Source organism: Kitasatospora sp. NPDC101235 (genome assembly GCF_044767505.1).
Lineage (GTDB): Bacteria > Actinomycetota > Actinomycetes > Streptomycetales > Streptomycetaceae > Kitasatospora.
Genome location: NZ_JBIWNZ010000042.1, coordinates 13,274 through 32,727, shown reverse-complemented (window position 1 = coordinate 32,727; position 19,454 = coordinate 13,274). Strand labels below are relative to the sequence as shown.

At 67.4% G+C, this 19,454-nt stretch carries 20 protein-coding genes and 3 pseudogenes; 7 read left to right on the top strand and 16 right to left on the bottom strand.

Annotated features, from left to right (window positions below):
• Positions 1-117 precede the first annotated feature (117 nt).
• From ACIRRH_RS39625 to ACIRRH_RS39605, 5 genes are all read right to left on the bottom strand, one after another.
• Entirely contained in the window at positions 118-453 is a 336-nt protein-coding gene (locus ACIRRH_RS39625; protein ID WP_403077586.1) for a hypothetical protein, read from the bottom strand.
• A 66-nt stretch (positions 454-519) separates the two neighbouring features.
• Complete coding sequence (locus ACIRRH_RS39620; RefSeq protein ID WP_403077583.1) at positions 520-720, bottom strand: hypothetical protein; 201 nt, start codon at positions 718-720, stop codon at positions 520-522.
• 333 nt (positions 721-1,053) lie between these two features.
• On the bottom strand, positions 1,054-1,176 hold the full coding sequence (locus tag ACIRRH_RS39615) for a hypothetical protein (protein ID WP_403077628.1): 123 nt from the start codon (positions 1,174-1,176) through the stop codon (positions 1,054-1,056).
• Between the two features lie 172 nt (positions 1,177-1,348).
• Positions 1,349-1,762, bottom strand: coding sequence for a hypothetical protein (locus ACIRRH_RS39610; protein ID WP_403077581.1), 414 nt, complete (start codon positions 1,760-1,762; stop codon positions 1,349-1,351).
• A 153-nt stretch (positions 1,763-1,915) separates the two neighbouring features.
• Positions 1,916-2,230 carry a hypothetical protein gene (locus tag ACIRRH_RS39605; RefSeq protein ID WP_403077579.1) on the bottom strand — a complete coding sequence of 105 codons (315 nt, stop codon included), beginning with the start codon at positions 2,228-2,230 and terminating at the stop codon, positions 1,916-1,918.
• 67 nt (positions 2,231-2,297) lie between these two features.
• On the opposite strand from ACIRRH_RS39605, the pseudogene ACIRRH_RS39600 reads away from it, so the two are divergent.
• The 4 genes and pseudogenes from ACIRRH_RS39600 to ACIRRH_RS39585 all read left to right on the top strand — a co-directional run.
• Positions 2,298-3,071: pseudogene (locus ACIRRH_RS39600) on the top strand (transposase); the annotation flags it as partial.
• Positions 3,072-3,305: 234 nt separating this feature from the next.
• Entirely contained in the window at positions 3,306-4,409 is a 1,104-nt protein-coding gene (locus tag ACIRRH_RS39595) for a tetratricopeptide repeat protein (protein WP_403077577.1), read from the top strand.
• Positions 4,406-4,618 carry a hypothetical protein gene (locus tag ACIRRH_RS39590; protein WP_403077574.1) on the top strand — a complete coding sequence of 71 codons (213 nt, stop codon included), beginning with the start codon at positions 4,406-4,408 and terminating at the stop codon, positions 4,616-4,618. Before ACIRRH_RS39595 ends, ACIRRH_RS39590 begins: the two co-directional genes overlap by 4 nt.
• A 702-nt stretch (positions 4,619-5,320) precedes the next feature.
• Complete coding sequence (locus ACIRRH_RS39585; RefSeq protein ID WP_403077572.1) at positions 5,321-5,698, top strand: hypothetical protein; 378 nt, start codon at positions 5,321-5,323, stop codon at positions 5,696-5,698.
• 1,064 nt (positions 5,699-6,762) lie between these two features.
• Here the strand turns inward: ACIRRH_RS39585 and ACIRRH_RS39580 are convergent.
• Entirely contained in the window at positions 6,763-7,065 is a 303-nt protein-coding gene (locus ACIRRH_RS39580; RefSeq protein ID WP_403077570.1) for a hypothetical protein, read from the bottom strand.
• A gap of 573 nt (positions 7,066-7,638) precedes the next feature.
• Entirely contained in the window at positions 7,639-7,935 is a 297-nt protein-coding gene (locus ACIRRH_RS39575; RefSeq protein ID WP_403077568.1) for a hypothetical protein, read from the bottom strand.
• 33 nt (positions 7,936-7,968) lie between these two features.
• On the opposite strand from ACIRRH_RS39575, the gene ACIRRH_RS39570 reads away from it, so the two are divergent.
• Positions 7,969-8,184, top strand: a complete 216-nt coding sequence (locus tag ACIRRH_RS39570) for a hypothetical protein (RefSeq protein WP_403077566.1) — start codon at positions 7,969-7,971, stop codon at positions 8,182-8,184.
• A gap of 178 nt (positions 8,185-8,362) precedes the next feature.
• On the opposite strand, the gene ACIRRH_RS39565 is transcribed toward ACIRRH_RS39570, so the two are convergent.
• The 4 genes and pseudogenes from ACIRRH_RS39565 to ACIRRH_RS39550 form a co-directional block, all read right to left on the bottom strand.
• Positions 8,363-8,722 carry a hypothetical protein gene (locus tag ACIRRH_RS39565; RefSeq protein WP_403077563.1) on the bottom strand — a complete coding sequence of 120 codons (360 nt, stop codon included), beginning with the start codon at positions 8,720-8,722 and terminating at the stop codon, positions 8,363-8,365.
• 134 nt (positions 8,723-8,856) lie between these two features.
• A pseudogene (locus ACIRRH_RS39560) lies at positions 8,857-9,248 on the bottom strand (helix-turn-helix domain-containing protein); the annotation flags it as partial.
• A gap of 273 nt (positions 9,249-9,521) precedes the next feature.
• A pseudogene (locus tag ACIRRH_RS39555) lies at positions 9,522-9,797 on the bottom strand (hypothetical protein); the annotation flags it as partial.
• 235 nt (positions 9,798-10,032) lie between these two features.
• Positions 10,033-10,632: a cation transporter gene (locus ACIRRH_RS39550; RefSeq protein WP_403077561.1), complete on the bottom strand. Its 600-nt coding sequence runs from the start codon at positions 10,630-10,632 to the stop codon at positions 10,033-10,035.
• A 219-nt stretch (positions 10,633-10,851) separates the two neighbouring features.
• Between ACIRRH_RS39550 and ACIRRH_RS39545 the strand changes: the two genes are divergently transcribed.
• A complete protein-coding gene (locus ACIRRH_RS39545; protein ID WP_403077559.1) occupies positions 10,852-11,127 on the top strand; it encodes a hypothetical protein in 276 nt (91 codons plus the stop codon).
• A gap of 455 nt (positions 11,128-11,582) precedes the next feature.
• Here the strand turns inward: ACIRRH_RS39545 and ACIRRH_RS39540 are convergent, their stop codons facing one another.
• The 4 genes from ACIRRH_RS39540 to ACIRRH_RS39525 form a co-directional block, all read right to left on the bottom strand.
• On the bottom strand, positions 11,583-12,545 hold the full coding sequence (locus ACIRRH_RS39540) for a hypothetical protein (protein WP_403077557.1): 963 nt from the start codon (positions 12,543-12,545) through the stop codon (positions 11,583-11,585).
• Between the two features lie 260 nt (positions 12,546-12,805).
• Positions 12,806-14,104, bottom strand: a complete 1,299-nt coding sequence (locus ACIRRH_RS39535) for a PQQ-binding-like beta-propeller repeat protein (RefSeq protein WP_403077554.1) — start codon at positions 14,102-14,104, stop codon at positions 12,806-12,808.
• A gap of 385 nt (positions 14,105-14,489) precedes the next feature.
• Positions 14,490-15,497 (bottom strand): ParB/RepB/Spo0J family partition protein, encoded by a 1,008-nt coding sequence (locus tag ACIRRH_RS39530; protein ID WP_403077552.1) that lies wholly within the window; start codon positions 15,495-15,497, stop codon positions 14,490-14,492.
• On the bottom strand, positions 15,494-16,570 hold the full coding sequence (locus ACIRRH_RS39525; RefSeq protein WP_403077549.1) for a ParA family protein: 1,077 nt from the start codon (positions 16,568-16,570) through the stop codon (positions 15,494-15,496). Before ACIRRH_RS39525 ends, ACIRRH_RS39530 begins: the two co-directional genes overlap by 4 nt.
• Positions 16,571-16,814: 244 nt before the next feature.
• Between ACIRRH_RS39525 and ACIRRH_RS39520 the strand changes: the two genes are divergently transcribed.
• Positions 16,815-17,219, top strand: a complete 405-nt coding sequence (locus tag ACIRRH_RS39520; RefSeq protein WP_403077546.1) for a hypothetical protein — start codon at positions 16,815-16,817, stop codon at positions 17,217-17,219.
• A 1,439-nt stretch (positions 17,220-18,658) separates the two neighbouring features.
• Here the strand turns inward: ACIRRH_RS39520 and ACIRRH_RS39515 are convergent.
• The gene (locus ACIRRH_RS39515; RefSeq protein WP_403077543.1) at positions 18,659-19,408 is read right to left on the bottom strand and encodes a hypothetical protein; all 750 of its coding nucleotides are present in this window, start codon (positions 19,406-19,408) and stop codon (positions 18,659-18,661) included.
• Positions 19,409-19,454 lie beyond the last annotated feature (46 nt).

Genomic DNA, 19,454 nt, shown 5'->3' with positions numbered 1-19,454 from the left:
CGGGTGCGCGTTGTCCTGGGCCCAGGGCACCAGGCCTGTCCGGGTCACCGTTGCGCCCTGCCCGCGGGGGCGCGTCGGGCCGGTAGGCCCGGCTCCGGCGGGCGCTGCGGGGCGGATCTACCCGAGGGCGGCCGGGACGTCCGCCGGCAGCGGGACCTCGTCGAGCCCCAGCGGGCCGTCCGGGAACTGGAACACGAGGTTCTTCTGCGGATCCGGCTCGTAAGGCGTGTCCCCGATCGCGGTGAGCAGCGCTTTCAGCCGCGGGCAGGGCGCTTGAAGGGCCCTCTCGACCGCCCAGGGAGCTCGGAGCGCCTGGAGCGTGAGGGTCGCCAGGTTCACCCCGGCCTGGCGGTGCTGCTCGGCGTACTGGGCCATCCCGGGGTGGTCGGCGAGCGGCGGGGCGTCCTCGGCGGCAGGGGTGGTGTAGCGCAGCCGCAGGTCCCCGCGTTGCACGATGACGCTGCTTCCGGCCGGCAGCGCCTGTCCTGCGGCCAGGAATGATCTTCGGTTGACCGGATGTCAGCCAGAATGGCCGTGCTTGTGCAGCGCGGCACTCGCGCGGAAGCGGACTCGCCCGCAGCGGTCCTTCTCCTCCTCGGTTGCATCGACCCCGCAGCCGCAATGCTTGGCCAGCCAGGCCAGATCGGCCGGGTCCAGCCACAGCGCGATGCGCCCGCGGTCGGCCTCGACCTGAGGATTCGTCGGCTCGGTCCCAGTCACATCGGGAGACTACTCGATGGGTCGGACGGTGTCTCGAAGATCATTCACGCAACTGCGGCGAGAGCCGAATTCAAAGAGCGTCGTCAGCACGTCGAGGCGGGCCCTGGCCGCGTCTTGTCAGGGAGGCTGCCCGGGCCCGCGACCACAAGCTATCGGCGCCCCGGCCCAACCTCCTGCGGACACTCCGCCCGGACCCGGGGGGTCACCCGATCAGTGGCTCCCAAACTCGCCGGAGTGGCTCCCGAACTCACCGAAGAACACCCGCCATGGACGAGTACACCGCCGCCACGAACGGCCTAGACCCGGCTTCCGTTCACACCGAAGCCGTGGCTCTCACAACCCCGGTAAAAACACTGGCTGCCGGAGCCGGCCGTTGTCGGTCAGTTCCAGGAACTCGACCTCGGCGTGGAGCTCGGGCCGTACGAACCGGACCTCGGTGCTGCGAGGCAGCCGCACCGGCGCGGCCTCGGGCACCTACGCGACGCACCGCGCACCGTCCTTCTCCAGACTGAGGTATGTCTCAGAGACAGTGGCCAGCTGTTCTTCACCTTCTCCAACGCGAAGAGGTGGGCCGAGGCGGCGCGGGCCGGTGCCTAAGGGCCGTCCCGTAACCCAGTCAGGCTTAGCGTCACGCTGCTTCTGGGTCGATGCCGATGGCGCCGGCCGAGCGAAGCGAACGCCCAAGCTCGCCGGTGAGGATGCGGGGGTGTCGCCGCCACCACCACAGGTCAGGGCCCGGCACCCTATGGAACTGGTCGAGTGCCTGGCCGTCGTCGTCGATGGTCGCGGCCTTGTACCGCTCATCCAGGGCTTTGATCTGTAGGGTCCAGAGCTGGACCAGGTAGTCGTCCAGCAGGAGCCAGGCCTCGTGCAGCCAGGTTCTGCAGTAGAGGTCGTTGGTGTACTCGTAGATGTCCTCGCTGTAGCCGCGCTCGATGGAGCTCACCAGGGCGGCCCACGCGCTCACCCGGTCAGCGATCGTGAACGCTGTCCGCCAACCGCGCTGATGCAGCAGCGCTCCTACCTCTGTTTCAGTGGCCACGGTCGCGAGGCTCTCATGCTGCACTCGCCCAGGCCACCGAAATCCGACGTGCATGGACTCGCCCCTCAGGGCGGAGGTGAGTCCGCGTGCGTTCGTCATTACGGGACAGCCCTTAGGCCCGACAGCGCGTCAAGGTGGCCACGTAGCCGGCACTCACCAGGTGGGCATCGCGTTCGCAATCACGCGGTCCGCCACGGAGAACCCCGTTCCGCAGTCAGTGCAGGACGACTGCCCGAACAGATACAAGAGCCTCTCGGCGACGACCGGCTGTCCGTCGGCGAGGGCTTGGTCGTGCAGCCGCTCGGCCAGGCCCTCCAACTCTGCCGGATCGGCTGCCCGCAGCAGCGACTTCTCGACATCCCCCAGCGCATAGTCATCGCTGCACGAGAAGAAGCCCTCCTCGCCGATCACGATGAACAAGTTGACGCCGCAGTAGGGGCATTCGACCTCGTACTCACCCTGCGCCAAGTTGTCTAGCCTGCGCGTTTCATCTGGGGTCGTGTCCGGATCATGATCGGAAAAGCGAAAATGCCTTCTGAGCTGCAACGATGAGGCTTGTCTAAGGTCCCAGTCGTACCAGCAGGAAGGCACTTTCTGCGTGCACCCTACCCGCTCACGCCCCAAACTCGTCGTCAGCGCCGACGGGCACGGGGTCGTCAACCACGCCGGCTCGCGCCTGCTCGCGGATCTGGCCGATGCCACCACGCTGACCAACGTTCTCTCGGACGCTCTGTGCCGACTACGGCCGCGCGGGACCGGGCACGATCCCGGCCGGGTCGTGGTGGACCTGGCGGTGATGCTCGCCGACGGCGGCGAGGCGATCCGGGACCTGGCCGTGCTGCGCGACCAGCACGACGTGTTCGGCCCCGTCGCCTCCGCCCCGACCGCCTGGCGGATGCTGGCCAGCATCGACACCGCAGCCCTGAGCGCGGTGCGGGCAGCCCGGTCAAGGGCCCGCGAGGTCGCCTGGCTGCAAGCAGACGAGACCGGACGCCCGATACCTCCCTCGCATGCCGGTGGGCGTGAACTGCCGGGCCTGGTCCTGGACATCGACGCCACCCTCGTCACCTGCCACTCCGAGAAGGAACAGGCCACCGCCACCTACAAACGCGGCTTCGGCTACCACCCGATGCTCTGCTTCCTCGACAACACCGGCGAGGCCCTCGCCGGTCTCCTACGGCCGGGAAACGCCGGAGCGAACACCGCAGCCGACCACATCACCGTCCTCGACCACGCCCTCGCGCAGATCCCCGATGCCTACCGCCACGGCACCCCGATCCTCATCCGCACCGACAGCGCGGGCAGCGCCAAAGCCTTGAGGCCGGCACCGCGGCGGTCGCGATGGCCGCGGCGGTGGAGGGCAGCGCGGAACTAGCCTCCTTACGACGGCTGGATACCGCCCACCGTCGTCGCACTCCTTCACGAGCACGGCCACCACAGCATCCTGCGCGACGCAGCCGCCCACGGTGACTGGTTCTGCGCCCGCCGACTCGCCGAGGCCGCTTCCGTGTATGGCCCGGACGGTCAGGCGACAGCGCTGGCAATGCTGCAGCCGTTCGCAGCCACCGGCTGGTGGCCTGCTGTCAGCACCGTCGCCGGGCTGCTCACCGACTGGGAGCGGGTCGACGAGGCCATCGTGTTGCTGCGTCCGCTCGCCGACACGGGCCACCGGCACGCCCTACGCGACTTGGCGCGCCTACTCGCCCGACAGGGCCACCTCGACCAGGTCGTCACCCTGCTTGGCCCACGTGCCGCAGACCTCCTGCTCGCCGAGGAACTGGTCAAGCTCGCCGTGGGCCACGGCCGCGACGCCGAGATCGCCGAACTGCTTCCCGAGGTCGGGGCCGGCCCGGCGGACCCGTTCGACCCCTGGGGCTCGGATGCCTTGGACACCGTCCCCCTGCACGCCACGTTCCTGGAACGCCAAGGACGGATCGACGAGGCGATCCTGCTGCTGGCCAAGCACGTCCGCATCGAAGGTGTCGTCTACGCAGACCACGCCGAGCAGCTTGCCCATCTCCTGGCCCGCCACGGACGTGAGGCCGAGCTGCGCGCCTTCCCGGTCGAAGACGGCGAGGAGTACGCCCTGGCCGCCCTTGCCGACCTGCTGGAAAAGCAGGACCGGATTCCGGACGCGGTTGCCCTGCTGCGGCAGTCTGCCCGGACCGGGAATCCCCATGCGGCCTTCGGCCTCGCTGAGCTCCTCGCCCGCCACGGCCGCCACAGCGAGGCGGTTGAGGTGCTGCGCGCGGTCGCGGAGACGGCCGGCGGCGACTGCGACTGGATCATCCATCTGCTCTGCCGCATCCTGGTCGATACGGGGCAGGCCGACGACGCCCTTGCCTATGTCGACGATTACTTCGCCCGCCACGGCGGGACCCGCCATGAACAGGCACTCATGCGGGCCGAGGTCATGAAGCTGTGCGGCCGTGCCATGGAAGCCGAAGCGGAGCTGGCCGCGTTCGCCGGATCTGACGAGGAGCTTCTCCGCTCCGGGACGGTGCACGGCGCCATCGCACTCGCGGAACGTCTCGTCCGGCGCGGTGAGCCGCAGAGAGCTGTCGCTCACCTCCGTGACCGACTCGACGGGGCGAAGGTACTGCGAGGGGAGCACCTGCGACAACCGGCCTCCCGCCCTGGACCATGAACGAACTGGGTGCTGGCCGCATAGGTGAGAACGAAAGCGGCGAAGGCCAGCAGGCCTCGACGCCTTCCCCCAACTCCCCGGAGGTCGTGCTGAGTTCGCTGCACCGGGTCGACGGTCAGCGCGTGTACGCGCCCGCCGTCGGTGGCCGCGCCGAAGTGCTGCACCTGGCCGTCCTGGTCGGCCGCAGCACAGAGCCGTGGGCCGGATGAGGCCGGGCGAACCGCCTGCGCGAAGACGGTCTGCTGTTCGCCGACGAGACCGGCACCACCCCACTGTGCGCCGCCCCCGGCTGCACCGGCCAGCCGTGGAACCGGGGCCGCGGAGCCCGACCGGCACACCGCTGTTCGGCGACCAGGTCCGCGAGCTCCGCCAAGCGCCCGCGGATCTCGACCACCGCCCGCACCCGCAGCACCAGCCCGGTGTCCCACGCGTGGGACAGCCCCGGCCCGGCCTGGCGGCCGACGACGTCCTCGATCGCTCGGCGACGGCTACCAGGTCCAGCAGCCGGTACGCCGTCGACCGGGAGACGTCGAGTTCCCCGGCCGCGTACGCGCCCCACGACGGATAGCCCAGGGCGATCCACACCTGGCCGCGGTGCGCGGCGCGTACCCGCTCGGCCAGCACCCGGACGGCGGTGCGCACCTGCTCGACCGACTCGCGCAGCTCTCCGGTCAGCCGCCGCGCCTCGGCCCCACGGCATCAGGGCCGCAGGGTCCGCTGAGCGGCGAGCCGACGCTGGGCCTGCTCGGCGGCCAGGTCACCGGCGGGATCGGAGCGGGGAAGTTGAGCCAGAACCCAGGTTGCTGCGGAAGCGAGTCCTGCTCGCCCTGTGACCATGACTCGGCCAGTTCTTGTGGGGCCAAATAGGAAAGACGTGGCCCGCCCGGCCAAGGGCGTGGTCCACTTCGCGCATGAGCCTGTTGGTCGATGTGTTCACCGCTGACGAGAGCGGCGAGTCCCGCTTCCTCGATGTCCCTGAAGGGTCGTCGGATCTTGCCGGTTTCGAGAGCTGGCGCACCACGGCCTGGGGATCGGACACCGTCCGCTCGCTCGGCGCACGGTTCTTCCCCCAGCTGGCCGGGGACGAGCTCCGTGTTGCCCCAGAAGACGTTCCGGGGTTCATCGAGGAAGTCCTTCTGCTCCAGAGCAACATCGAGTCCATCGCCGCAGGCATGGAGTCACCCAAGCCCGTGACTCAGCGCGCCAGCGAGATCGCCGATCGTCTGAAGAACATCCTCGACGCCGCCCGGCGGGCATCTCAGATCCGCGGCGGAGTGCAGATCTGGTAGCCGACGCGCACGGATGCCACGGCAAAGTCGATCACTCACCGTGGCCGACCACAGAAGTTGCCGCGCCCACGTACATCGAGCAGGCGGCGGCGTTCGCCGCGACCGACCGCGCACACCAGGCCAAGCGGACCAACGAGGAACGGCGACGTCGGCAGGCGCGGCACGCCGCGTTGACGGCGAGCCAGGACTGGCGGGCCGTCATGCCCATGGGACGGCGCAGCCGAGCGCTGATGCTGCGCAGGGCTCCAGGGGAGAGCACCACTTCAAGGTCGGCGGCCGCCACGTTACCGGCCTCGACGTCGAACTCAACGACATCGCCTGGGTGGACGTCGAGCTGCAGCGCTTCCCGCCGGCGGCCCCATGACGCCGGATGTGACTGAGTGCTTCGTTGGTCAGTGAGCGGTCGGGTTGGACACCTGAGTGAGTGGTCGTTTGCCCGCAGCCCGCAGTTGTCGGTGCTGCCGGATACGGTGCGGCTTGTTGGGCCGGACGGAGATCGTGAGGGACTCGCGGCCATGGGGGGTGGGTGAGAAGGTCCCCGGTATCCAGCTCGGGACTGGATTGGTATCCGTGTCCCCACCCCCCTTTTTCTCCACACCGGAGTGTGACTGGGCGCTTCACTCGGGCACTTCACCGGCGACGGAATCTCCGGTGGCCCGGAGGTGTGCGAGGACCCAGTTGTCGCCAAGCTCCGCTCCGGCGCGTTCGAAGCGGTCTGGGAGCGCCCGTTTCTCACCAGCAGGGGCTGGCCACGTTCGGACTCTACGGGCAGTCCGGCGGCGGGCCCGCTCTCACGGATGCCGGGTCCGGTGGTCGTGCTACCCGGTGTCGTCCGTGGGGGTGCCCGGGTTGAGGCCGAGGAAGTAGGCGATCGCCTCCGGAGCGCTGTCGATCATGGCCTGCTGTTCCTCCACCGTGCCGCGGTCGCGGTCGAAGCACTCGATCGAGCAGGTGAGCCATGGGTTCCAGGGGGCTGTGCGGCCAATGCCGTTGCTTTAGCTGTCAGTCACGGCGAAGGCCGGCACGGATGGTGGCTGCTCATCGACGTGCCGGCTGGTGGTTGTTCAGCTGTCCGGGCCGCAGACGGCACCGCCGGGCTGCCGGCGGGAGTACTGGACTATGGTGCCCTCCGAGGTCGTTGGCTCGCTGCCGTCGGAGGGGGTCAGGGTGTAGAAGACCGTGATGGAACCCTCGGTGACGGCGTCCAGGACGCCGTTCCAGGGGATGGTGTAGTCGACCGTGGTGGTGTCAGCGGTGATGCTCACAACGCCCTGGATCGTCGCGGCCGAGGTCTGCCCGTGGAAGTCGCTGCAGACCGTGACGTTGAAGGTGAGCTCGTCTCCAGCCTTGAAGGGGATCTGGTCCACCCTGACGAGGACACCGTTCCAGGGCTTCTGCCACCAGGTGATCCCGTAGGGAGGCTCCTCATAGGGAAATTGGCTCGTGGACCCGCGCCGCTGGAGCTGGCAGGGGGACACCCCCTGACACCACCCCGGAGCAACCCCAGGGGCCCCGTTGCGCCCGTCCGCACACACTGGGAGGACCGGTCCGCGCCCGAACCCCCGAGCGGGTAGCGGACCGGTCCCCAGCCGAGGTGTCAGTGCCAGACGACCTCGGACATGCTGGGCCAGGAACAGCACCGCGGCGACGGTCGGCCCGGAGCCGGCGTTCGCCAGCATCGCGCCGAGCATCCGGCCCGGGGCGGGCCAGACCGACTGCTCCAGCCGGCGACCTGGCCGCCGAGTTCTGGCGTGGGCAGCGCCACCGCACCCAGTACCCGGACGACTGGTAGCGGGACTGCGCCGACGCCGTCCCGGTCTTGGTCGCCTCGCCCGACAAACTGGCCGAACACGGCCTGATGGGCCCCGTCTGGTGGTGCTACTGCTGTGAGCGACAACGTTCGCCGGGTCCATCGAATGCGCCCGAGGTGAGCCCAGTCGTCAGGCGGCAGGAACTGGGCCAGCGTTGGTGACGACGCCGGTCCACCATCCTGGTTGATCGGTTTCCTGCCAGGTGACCTCGAGTTCGCGGCGGGTGAGCTCTTCGGCTTTGCGGTGCATGGCTGCCTGTGCGCTCTCGGGCTCGCCGGAGGCAGCGGGATGGTCGAGTGCCCCGTCGGCGACGCCTTTCGGTCCGGTGAAGTAGACGGCGTACCGCCACCGCTCCGGCGTCCGGTACAGAACGAGCGTCGTCGGAGTTCCGAAGGTCCACCAGTACGGTTTCCGCTTGCTACCCATGCCAGAAAGGTAGCGGGAGAACACCGCGCCGCTTTGCCCGGGCTATGCGGCTATGGCCAGTGGCCGTCCGCCCCAGCGGATGCCTTTCTCCCGGCTGTTGAACAACACACCGTCCGCCTCCCCACCGGCGCCGCCGACTGGATCACCGAGCTGCTCCGCGACGAGACCCAGGCACTGGAGGCCGGCCACCGCGCCGACCGCGGCCAGGACGACGACCTGGCCGCCGACGTCGAACCGGCCTGGTGGTGACCCCGCCCCGCGTGGTGTCGGCGGCGACTGGGAAGCTGTGCGCCATGGAGCTCAGGCACGGTCGAAGGCAACGTAAACCGGATCAAAACGCTCAAGCACGCCATGTACGGCCGAGCCTCGTTCCGACTCCTTCGCATCCGGATCCTCACGCGGTCGTGAACGCCAAGGCGGACGTGGCTCAGGTCAGCAGGCGTCCGCCCTGCGGATCGAAGCAGACGAGCCCCGAGGACCGCGCGACATCGACGGCGTACGGGGCGGTCTCCTGGTACTTGCTGAACACCATCCCGAAGTAGAACAGCGGGCCGCTCGCGTTCCTGATCAGCGGTCCATCCGACCAGGGGCTCGCGTCCTCGTCCTCGTCGTCCGGGCTCAAGTCAGGCCACCGTGCCACCAACGCCTCGACGTACTGCCTGATACGCGCTGTCGGCTCGACGCCCCGACCGCCCATGAACTCGCCGTAGAGATCCGTGAACATCACACGCGCCGCAGCGTCGCTGTCAGGACGCTCGCCTTCCCACACAGCCAGGTCGTAACTCATGGCCGCATTTTGCACGTCCTCGCTGACAGATCCCCCTGTCGAACGTCCACTGCACATGATCAAAACTTCTCGGAACTCCGGTCAGAGCCAGTCTGCCGCGTCGGCTGACAGAGAGGGCCGGGCGATGATCCGCTGGGTCTCCGGTTGGACTCACCGTTCGGGTCGATGTAGCGTCGCCGGTTTAGGCCGAGCTGGGCAAGGTATCGGGTGACGGTCCGACGGCTGATCGGTGTTCCGGCGCTGGTGAGTTCGAACGCGATCCTGGCTGCTGACCATTTGTGGGTGCGCCGGCGTCTCTCAATCTGGGTAACCACTTCGTTCCGGATGGCTGTCGGCTGACGGTGCGGGTCCGAGGACCGGTCGTACAAGCCGAGCTCGCCGTAGCGGCGGTAGCGGTTCACCCACTTCGACGCACACGCCCGGGAAATGCCCATCTCGGCGGCGACGTGTGAGATCGGACGAGTCTGGCAGCGCTCCACGAGGCGCCTGCGTCCTTCGAAGGACAGGGTGAATTGCGGTGATGCATGAATGGTCTTTCCGGATTAGAGGCAGAGGGCTGCGATCCGTTTCGCGGTTTCGCGGCCCTCTGCGGTGCCTGCGCCGCGGGGCGCCCAGCTGCTGCGACTGTCAGCCGTTCAGGCTGCGGGGGCTGCGGATACCGGCGACGACGGTGAGCAGCCCTGCGAGCGAGAGGCCGGCGGCGGTGAGGAAGGCTGCCCGGTAGCCGCCCAGCACGTCGCCACCGGCCGCGGCGGCTACGGTGGACAGGACCGCGAGGCCGAGTCCGCCCCCCGATCTGGAGCGCGGTGTTGAACATGGCGCCGGCCAGCGCCTGCTCGTCGGTTCCCGCACCTGACAGCGCGGTGATGTTCGCCGGCACGAAGGTCTGCGAGAGACCGATGATGAGGATGACCAGGAGCGGCAGGATGACGGCCCAGTAGTTTGCTCCAGGGCCGACCAGGGAGAACAGGGCGAGGCCGATCGTGTAGAAGGTCAGGCCGAACAGCATGAGCCGGCGCGCACCCACCCGCGGGACCAGGCGCCCTGCGACCAGGGGCAGGACCGTGCCGCCGATGGCCAGCGGAAGTAGTTAGCCCCGACCCAACCCGCGTACATGAAGACGGCGACCGCCAGGGCCGCGGCGAGGTTCGGCCGCTTCCACACCGCCGGAGGGACCAGCGGCTGCGCCGCCCGGCGCTGCCAGACCACGAAGCCGGCCAGCAAGGCCACTGCGAGGGCTGCGACCACCCATCCAGGACTGGCAGCGGTCTGTCTCGTCGAAGTTTGACGACCGCCCGTCCTGAGCGTGATCAGTGCTTGCCGAAGAAGATCTCGCGGACCTCGCGGGCGGCGTAGTAGACCAGCACATAGCCGGCCGCCGGGTCGGCCCACCACCAGCCGAGGGTGCTGTTGAGGACCAGGCCGAGCAGGACCGCGGCGGCGAGTAGGCCGTCGATCAGGGTGACCCGGCCCTCCGTCTTGAGGACGGGGTTGTCCAGGGCGGCGCCGGTGCGGGCTTTGCCGAAGGCGAGGGCGAACATCACGGCGGCGGTGACGGCGGTCCAGGTGATGCCGAGCGGCGAGTGGTGCGGGCGGAAGCCGTTGACCAGGACGATTGTGGACTGCGTGAGCAGGTAGAGGCCGAGCATCCCGAAGCCGGTACCGATTAGCCTCATCGCCCGCTTCTGCCGCTCCTCGCCGGTGTCGGAGAGCTCCCAGATCACCACGGTGGAGGCGCCGATCTCGATCAGGGAGTCCAGGCCGAACCCGGCCAGCGCGACCGAGCGGGCGCTGATCGCGGCGATCGCGAGCACCACGATGCCGATCACGTTCCAGCCCAAGGTGGCGTATTCGAGGGCGAAGCCGCGGCGGAGCAGGGTCTGGCGGGAGGTCTCGTTCACGTCGTTCACCTGCGGATTGTCCCAGCCTTCCGTTCGGCGATTTTCCTTTCCAACCCGGCTCCAGAGCCCAGGGCTTCGGCAAAGTCGGGTGATGTCCGTTTCGTGATCATGTGAGCTTGAGGAGGGCGAGCGGACGGTTCCTGATCACGGGCGTTGTCCTCGGAGCCGTTGTGTCTCTCCACACCGTCGGGTGGAGCGAGCCGACCGCGCTGGGGGATGATCTCCTGCGTGGCTGAGGAAGCGGTTGCAGGTGCGGACGACGCTCGTGCATGGGATGAGCGACTGGGCTGGGCATTCGGTTTGATAGCGGATGATCCGGCTGAGAGGGTTGCAGCGCTGGTTCGTCTGGCTGAGGCCCGGAAGAAGGTCGCAGACGCGCTCGGTCGGTCCAACGAGATGTGGCGGCTGACGTTGCCCTTGGGAACGCAAGAGCAGTACCGGGAGCCGGCCTTTCTGCAGGCCCCGTCGGATGTATCACCAAGCCCGGAGGCGTTCGCTGCCTGATGGGCTGTGGGGTCGCCCTGCAACTGGGGATCTGGCGACTTGGCCGGGGCTGCCCTATGCGTTGCTCTTCCTGGAGTGGGAGGCGAGATACCCGCGGGAGTGGACGCACCATGCGAAGGCGTGGGGTACGAAGCAGGGGCTCATTCGGGACCTGGCCCTCGCCCGCCAGGAGGATGCGATGAAGGCGAATTTTGCACACCGCCGGACGTCACCACGCCGTCCTGGCTGTCCTCGCCGGAGCTGCGCTCCTTGCCGCGGCCTGACGGGCCGGCCGTGCAGCTGGTCGAACATTCCCGAACCGCCCCGACTGAAGCTCGGTGACCGTAACGTGCGCACCGGGAGCATGATGGAGAGAGAGGAGATGACACCGAACGTACCGGGGGTGTGCGGCCACCGCGCCCCTGCCGCCTCGGTCCTCCAATCCGCCGTGGCCGACGGTTAGAAACAGCCCAGGCTCACCGCCTGGGCTGCGCCTGCTCAAGTGAACTGGTGGCCGGGCAGCCCCTCTGGCTCATTTGGCCGATGCAACCCCACCCGGTGGTTGGGACATACGCGAAGTACTGGACGGGCTGTTGCGGTACGGCCTCGGCGGTGAAGGTGCCGGTACCGCTCGGGATGCGTTGCGTGTGGGAGCCGGATGTGTCGGTGTATGAGGCGGTGATGTGCCACTGACACGTCTCGGTGGACACCTCTGACTGGACACGCAAGGCCATGTTTGCCTGGCCGTTACCCAGATCGATCGCGTTGTGACGGAAGTACAACTTCCCTTGGGACTCACCCTCGTCGAGAACGTACGGTCCATGCGGCTGGTCCGCCATTCCTCCCGCTAGGTCCCACATAAGGCCCTGCCGGAGCGCGGAGCCGCTCGGCGGTATAGCGACCACGGTCTGCGCGGTGGTTGCGCTGCACGCGTCCTTCACGGCAGTCATGCCGTTGATCGTGAGGCCGGCGCCGCGGTCGCTGTTCAGATTCAGGTTGAACGTCTGCGCCATGCCACTGGCCCGTTGACGGCGATCCTCCAGAGGTTTCTCAAGGTTTGGCGTGTACTCAACGACCCGGCCACCGAGAGGCTTCATAAAAGTCCAGACCTGCGACGCGTTGCCTTTCATCGCTGTGAGGGTGGCCTGTTCGCTCTCGGTCAGTGGCCGGTCCAACAGCACGACGATGGACTCGGGCATGTCCTGTTGGTAGTCACGAGGGGTGACGGTGGAGACGAAAGCGGGCTGCTCGCCATCGACGGCCTTCTCGGCTTTCTTGTCCGAGCGAGCTCGGTCAGTGGCCGTACTTCGGTCCAACACGTAGTTCGCATAGTAGGCGAACGCGAGACCACCTAGAGCGATGACTGCTGCGGCCGCCATGTACAGCGCCCGGTGCTTCAGGGGGAGCAGGCGCAGTCCGGGCAGGCGTGCGTCAGCCAAGATTCGCCAAGCGGTCGGTCCGGGTTGCGGGGCGGAGGGGACCGGAGCGGGCTGCGATTCACCGTTGTGGGCCGGGTCGGCCGGCGTTGCGGAGACTGGAGCTGTGGCGCCTTCATCGGGATCCGTTCCACCCGCGCCCGAAGACGGTGGTGGAACGGGTGGAGTCGCAGCCATGGATTTCTCCGGAATCGTCATTCATGGGAGAACGCAAACCGGCCGCTCCGGTGAGCGCTCACAACCCGGCAGGCGAGCCTGGAAGGCTACGCCGATCCAGGGGTCGCGGTGCGGGTCGCGGTTTGGGTCGGAAAGAGCACCGGGCCTGCCCCGGTGGCCGCGTCCAGGGCATACACGTTGTTGTCGTTGCTGCCGACGTACATCACACCGTCAACCACGGCAGGAGATGACAGCACCCAGCCGCCGGTGGTGAAGACCCATTTCTTGGCGCCGGTGGCCGCATCCAAGGCATACATGTTGCTGTCGAAGCTGCCGACGTACACCACGCCGTCAACCAGCGCAGGCGACGATCTCACTGAGCTTCCGGTGACGAAAGCCCATTTTTTGGTGCCGGTGGCCGCGTCCAGGGCGTATACGCTCCGGTCTTCGCTGCCGACGTACACCACACCACCGCCCACGGCAGGCGACGATCTCACTGATTCGCCGGCGGTGAAAGCCCATTTCTTGGCGCCGGTGGCCGCGTCCAGGGCATACACGTTGTTGTCGTTGCTGCCGACGTACACCACGCCTTCAACCACCGCAGGCGACGACGCCACTGAGCTTCCGGTGGTGAAAGCCCATTTTTTGGTGCCGGTGGCCGCGTCCAGGGCATACACCTTCTTGTCGTCGCTGCCGATATACACCACACCACCGACCACTACCGGTGACGAGATCACCCCCCAGTTGCCGCCGGTGGTGAAGACCCATTTTTTGGTGCCGGTGGCCGCGTTCAGGGCATACACCTTCTTGTCGTCGCTGCCGACGTACACCACACCGTCAACCACCGCAGGCGACGACTCCACGCAGCCCCCCGTCGTGGAGGCCCACCTCTTGGTGCCGGTGGCCGCGTCCAGGGCATACACGTTCATGTCGTCGCTGCCGACGTACACCACACCACCAACCACTGCAGGCGACGAGGTGACATTTGAGCTGGTGGTGAAAGCCCATTTTTTGGTGCCGGTGGCCGCGTCCAGGGCATATACGTTCATGTCGTTGCTGCCGACGTACACCACACCACCAACCACCGTCGGCGACGACGCCACCCAGCGGCCGGTGGCGTGGTACCAAGAACGTGGCCGCTCGGCAGCCGCGCTGCCACTGGAACGTGGCCGCTCGGCAGTCCCGCCGCCACTGCAGCCGACGGCGGTGATGCTGGCACCGACTGCGGCAGCGGCGCCGAGTCCGAGCCGCAACGCTGAGCGGCGAGTGATGTGCCTTGGCCGCGGCGACTCGCCAGCAGCCGGTGCAGACACGCACTGTGGCGTGAGGGTCATGGCGGTGGTGGCATGGTTCGGCACCTCGCCTAAATGGTCCAGATCGTTGCCGGTGAGGGTCACACGATTCATGCCGCGAGAGTACGGTCCTCTCTCATGGCTGGCGCCGGTTTTGCTGAACGTTCACATCCACGCTCTTCCCTGCCCGCGTCCTGTCGGCCCTGCTCGAACGCCAGGTCGAGGCGAAAGGCTGTCGGCGCGGCGGCGTGTGCCGGGGTTGCGCAGAAGCGAGGTTGCCGCGTTGACACGAAGGGTCCTGTGTCCAGGACTTCATCCAGCCTGTCGTGCGCCGCCACGGTCACGCTGCCTACGACATCCAGCCGTGCGAGGAAGCGCTCCCGCAACCCAGCAAGATCATTACGCCCAACGCCCACGGTCCTCGCAACTCCCACAGATCGCGGGTGTTGCGAGGACCGTTAGAACCCAAGCTGGGGTACGGGCCTTCGTCGTGCGGGAACTATTCGTTTACGTTCTGCGCTGGCTCCAGGTCATCGATCAGGAGGCCTGCCAGGGCGGTCCGCTGCTCAGCCGGCATGTGGTCCCGAAGCAGCCTGTAGACCGATGCCGGGTCGTCCCACGCCACGACCGGTGCCGCCTGCGGCTGGGACGCCGCTTCGGCCGGACCGTTAACGGCGTTAACGGTGGAGGACCCTGCTCCCCCGGCCTCGTTGTCTGCCGAAGGGGTATTAACGGCGTTAACGGCCGGAGCCGACTCCCGTCTGGCAAGCTCTCGGCGAGGAGCCCGCTGCCGAGGGGTATTAACGGCGTTAATAGCCTCCGCTGCGGCCGGCGCCTGCTGCTTCTTGGGCATCCGGCCAATGCGGCGCGCCGGCTCCACCCTCAGCTCTCCGGACTCCACCTTCTCCTGAAGGTCGGGTGTGAGTTCCAGGAGCGCGAGACGCTGGGAGACCCAGGCCGGCGTCTTGCCCAGACGCTTCGCCACCTGCCCTTGCGAGCCGTGAACCGTCACGAGCTCCTGGATGGCCTTCGCCTGGTCCAGCGGGGGAACGTCCACCCGGTGCACATTGGCGATCAGCGCGCTTTCCAGCAGGTCTGCCGCGCTTGCCGCGAGGTCGTCGTTGACGTCGATCCGCAGCTCTGCGAGCTCCGCGAGGTGCGCTGCGGCCAGGCGGCGGTTGCCGTCGATGACGACGTACTCGGCCTCGCCCAGCTTCTCCTCAAGACCCGGGTGAGAGGCCAGGAACGCTGCCCGCCGGACCACGGCGACGCGCTGGATCTGCCCCTTCTGCCTGAGCGACTCGGCGGTCTCCTCAAGCTCGGTGAGCTCGTCGCGCGGGTTGAAGGGATTGTGGGCAAGCAGCTTCAGCTCGACCGACGTCGGAGGACGCCGGCCCTCGCCGTTCATGATCTGCTGGCGCGTCCGGACGCGACGGGGCCCCGGAGAATCGTCCTGGCCGCCGTCACCGATGCTGAAGCCACGGGTGACCCGCTGAGTAGAGGTCATACGGCAAGCTCCTTCGCCAAGTCGCGCATCACCTGCGCGTGTTCGCTGTCCGGCGCGTACTCCAGCAGCGGGATCTCGCCGTCTGCGGCCTCGCGACCTTCCTTCAAGTCACCGATGACGGCTAGAACCGCAGGCGAGCTGCTCTTCTCCCACTGGTCCTTGTTCTCCTTCACGAGCTTGCCGCGACGGCTGTCGTACGCGTTGATGATCAGCCCGAGGTAGTCGACCTGGATACGCCCCTTGCGGCACAGGTCGTCCATCTGGGACTTGAGCAGCCGGAACGCCCGATGGGAGGCCTTGTTCGCCCAGACCGGGGTGATGACCCCGGACCGGTCGGCGAGCTCGCCCTCACGACGGCGCACGTAGTAGAGCGCGGTGTCCATGTTGAGCCCGAGGCTGGGCGGCCCGTCGATGATGATGACGTCGTAGTCCGCCTCCAACGGCTCCAGAGCGGGCTCCAGCGCGGCCTCGCTGAAGCTGACCTTCGACAGCGCGATGTCGCGCAGGAACGCATCGTCCGAAGCAGGCAGCAGATGCAGCCGCTCGCCGAATCGGGCGCCGTCGAGGGACACCAACAGGTCGCGGATGTCACCACGCGCGGTCCCGTCCATGTGCATCATCAGCGTCTCGACGCCGTCCTCGTACATGAGGTCCTCGAAGCCCAGCTCCGCCGTGAGGTGCCCCTGAGGGTCGTAGTCGACCAGGAGAACGCGACGTCCGGCCTCCGCCAGCGCCTGGGCCATGCCGGACGAGATGAAGGTCTTGCCCACCCCGCCCTTCTGGTTGGCCACTATGACGCGAACGACGGGCTGGGCGACCAGCGGCGCGGACGGCGAGGGGTGCTTCTCCAGCCACAGCGTCAGCGCCTGGGCCAGCCCCTGCACGTAGGTGATCTCGCGATCGTTGCGCGCGCCCTTGAACCGGTCGGCCTCGCCGACGGGCAAAAACGTCCCCCACGTCTTCGCGCCGTCGGTGTTCACCGTCGGAAGCTCCGAGGACTCGTACCAATCCCGGATCGCGTACTCGGCTGCGTCCTGGATGTCCAAACCATGCTCAAATGCGCGGATCTTCAACTGACGTCTCAACTGCGGCGGAAGAGAAGTAATTAGCTTCTCTCGCTTCAAACCGGCCGTAGGGCTGCTCATTAGACCAAACATTACTAGGTCACGTCTTTGGTCCCATCACACCACCCCGGAGCGCGCGACCCGTCTGCTGCCGGGCCGGATACCGACACCTCCGCCAGGGCATAGTCCCCCCGGACCCACACCCAGGAAGGAGACCGACACGGTGTCGTGGCGAGATGCGGTACAGCCGGCGTTGCGGGTGATGCTGCAGGGGGAGGCCTACCCGGACCCCTACCTGGAGCTGCTGCGCGTCGGGGTGGAGCACCGGGAGGTCGCCGAAGCCGTCGTCGTGACGCTGGTGATGGACGGGGTGCTCGTCACGGGGACCGTGATCTCGGCTTCGGCGTGGGAGGACCTGTACTTCCGTCAGGTCGGAGAGGCCGACTACTACGGACTGCGGAAAGTCGTGCGGGAGGTGATCGGGCACCTGGACCAGGCCGCCGAGGACGGGCGCCGCCGCCGAGCGCCTGACCCGCGCTTTCTGCACCTGAAGGATGTCACGGTCCGCTCGGGCCGGACTGCCCGGAGGCTGCCGGCCTGGCGTGGGCCGATCGCGGCGGTCAGTGGCTGGAGCTTGGGCGAGCCGGACGAGCGCTGAGGGCAGCGTCGCCTGCATGCCCGGCAGGGGCTGGGCGTCGTGGGGGCGGTCGATGGTGTCGGGCGTCAGCCGTGGAGGCCAGCGCCCGGCGGTATGGTGGCCGGGCAGGTGGACGGTGGGCGGGTACGCTGGCGGGGGAGGGATCCGGGCCTGCCGAGCCGGGGAGCCGGTGGGTGCGGGCGGGGCGAGGAGGTAGTCGTCGTCGGACCTGACGCGGTCGACCGCCTGCGCGACTTCCAGAGGGGGCTGCGCCGTCGTGGTTGTCGGCGCGGTGCGGGACGCCGAAGGAACGGGGCCGGTGGTGGGATCCGGCGTTGTCGGAACATCGTGGTGTTCGGCCGGGGCCGGGGCGGGTTCGACTTGCCCGGTGGCCAGGGGTGACGCCGGCGGCTCCGGGCAGGGTGCGACGACGGGAGTGGGTGCCGTTGGCAGGGGCGGCTGGTGGCGTTCCTGGTAGAGCGCGGCGGCTGCCCGTCGCCGAGCGTTCCACCGCCCGGTCTGGACCCGTTCCAAGGTGTGCATCAGGTCCCGGACGGCGGTGAGGGTGAACACGCCGCGAGTACGGGTGAGCTCGTCGAACGAGGTCGGGGCAAGGCCCCAGCGGGACGCGTCTGGGGCGGGCACCGGGTGGCTGATCCGCCAGTCGTAGCGCCAGTTCCGGCGGCCGCCGGTGAAGTTCCAGTCCTCTCCGGGCCTGGCCGGGTGGGTGAAGTCGTGGACTCCGTAGGGGACCAGGACCTTGGCACCGTCCAGGAAGTACACGCCGCCGCCCGTGGCGATGACCGTGAGCTGTTGCTCGGTTGGTGCGATCGTCATGTGGTCGACCAGCAGGCCGCCGCGGCCCTGCGGTGCGACCTGGAGGTCGGCGAGCCGGCCTGCGGCTGCCGGGTCCGTCGCCCAGAACCATACGTGCCGCGCGCCGCCGCCGTAGCGGGCCCGGACACTGCGCAGCCGCTGCTGGACCTCGTCGACTGTGGGTGGCCGGCGGGGTCGTAGGACGGTTGACGGGCGGGAAGGAAGGGGAGCTGTTGTGGCCTTCCCGGCTTGGGGCTGGTGCCAGAGGGGAGGGATAGGGCTCCGCCGACAGCCGGGGGAATCTGGTGGGCTATCAGGTTTCGGAGCGACTTGATGGGGCAACGGGTCGGGGCCGTATAGTCCGACGGTGTACAGCCGTCACCCCACGTAGAAGCCCCGCCAAGACCGCGTCAAGACGCACCTGGCAGGGCTTCTGATTTGCTACTGCATAGCTTGCTGAGCGAGAGCGCCAAAAATGCGTAGCCCGTACTCGTCCTTGAAGTGCGCATACCCCTTGAAGTTCAAGGTCGCCGGTAGCCGGATCTCCCGGACGTGAGATTTTTCCGGGGCGACCCGACTACCGGTGTGGGCTCTCACATTCTGCCTCGGCCGCAGAAAGAACCGGCCAATCAACTCCCCACCTACTAAAAAGGCGGCTCGTCAACTGATCCCCGATTTTCCTGCGAATTATGAACCCTCCCATACTCCCCGGAGGGGAGCGGATCAGTATGCGATTCAATCAACATGCGCCCTTGCCCCCAAGCATTCAGTGCCTCGGAGGCCAAACTTCTATGCCATTCACTGGAGCTTTGCGCTAGAATATTCTCCACCAAAGGAGTCAATCTCCTGTGATGCATTGCCAATGCCGGGGACTCCAAAAATCGAACGGCGACAACAAGAGCCGCCTCCACTACTCTCGAATCAGAGTCATCAAAGTAGGAAGCAATGCTCGGAAAAGCTTCCGGATAAATACTCCTAATATCTACGAAATTGGGAAATGGCTCGGTCGGTGAATATTTTCCCCACTCTCGAATGCGCTGCTCCTGGCCAATGCTGACATCAAAGGCCACGTTGGCTAGCCATGTAAGAAGTTTGCCCCGAAGTGGGAATTTTCCCACTTCCCATGGAGGGGCAAGTGCGGCTCGACTTGGCCGGTCACCCAAAAGCGCGGCAACATACCTGAAAGCTGGCACGGTTGCAGAATACACCACCCCATCGTTGAGGAGAGTGTTGTAAAGGTGATTGAGTGAACTCGTTACCGCCGAAAAGTCACCCGACGCCAAGTCGCGAAGCTTGGCCGGAGTATCCGGGAAGGCTGAGCCATCAGCATTTTCGAGATTAGCCCAATCGGTGAGATTGACGATCGCGTATGGATTCAAATTATCGCCGTTCATATTTATAACGCCACCATAGTGGCCTGCAGGAAAGCAGCCAAGGCGC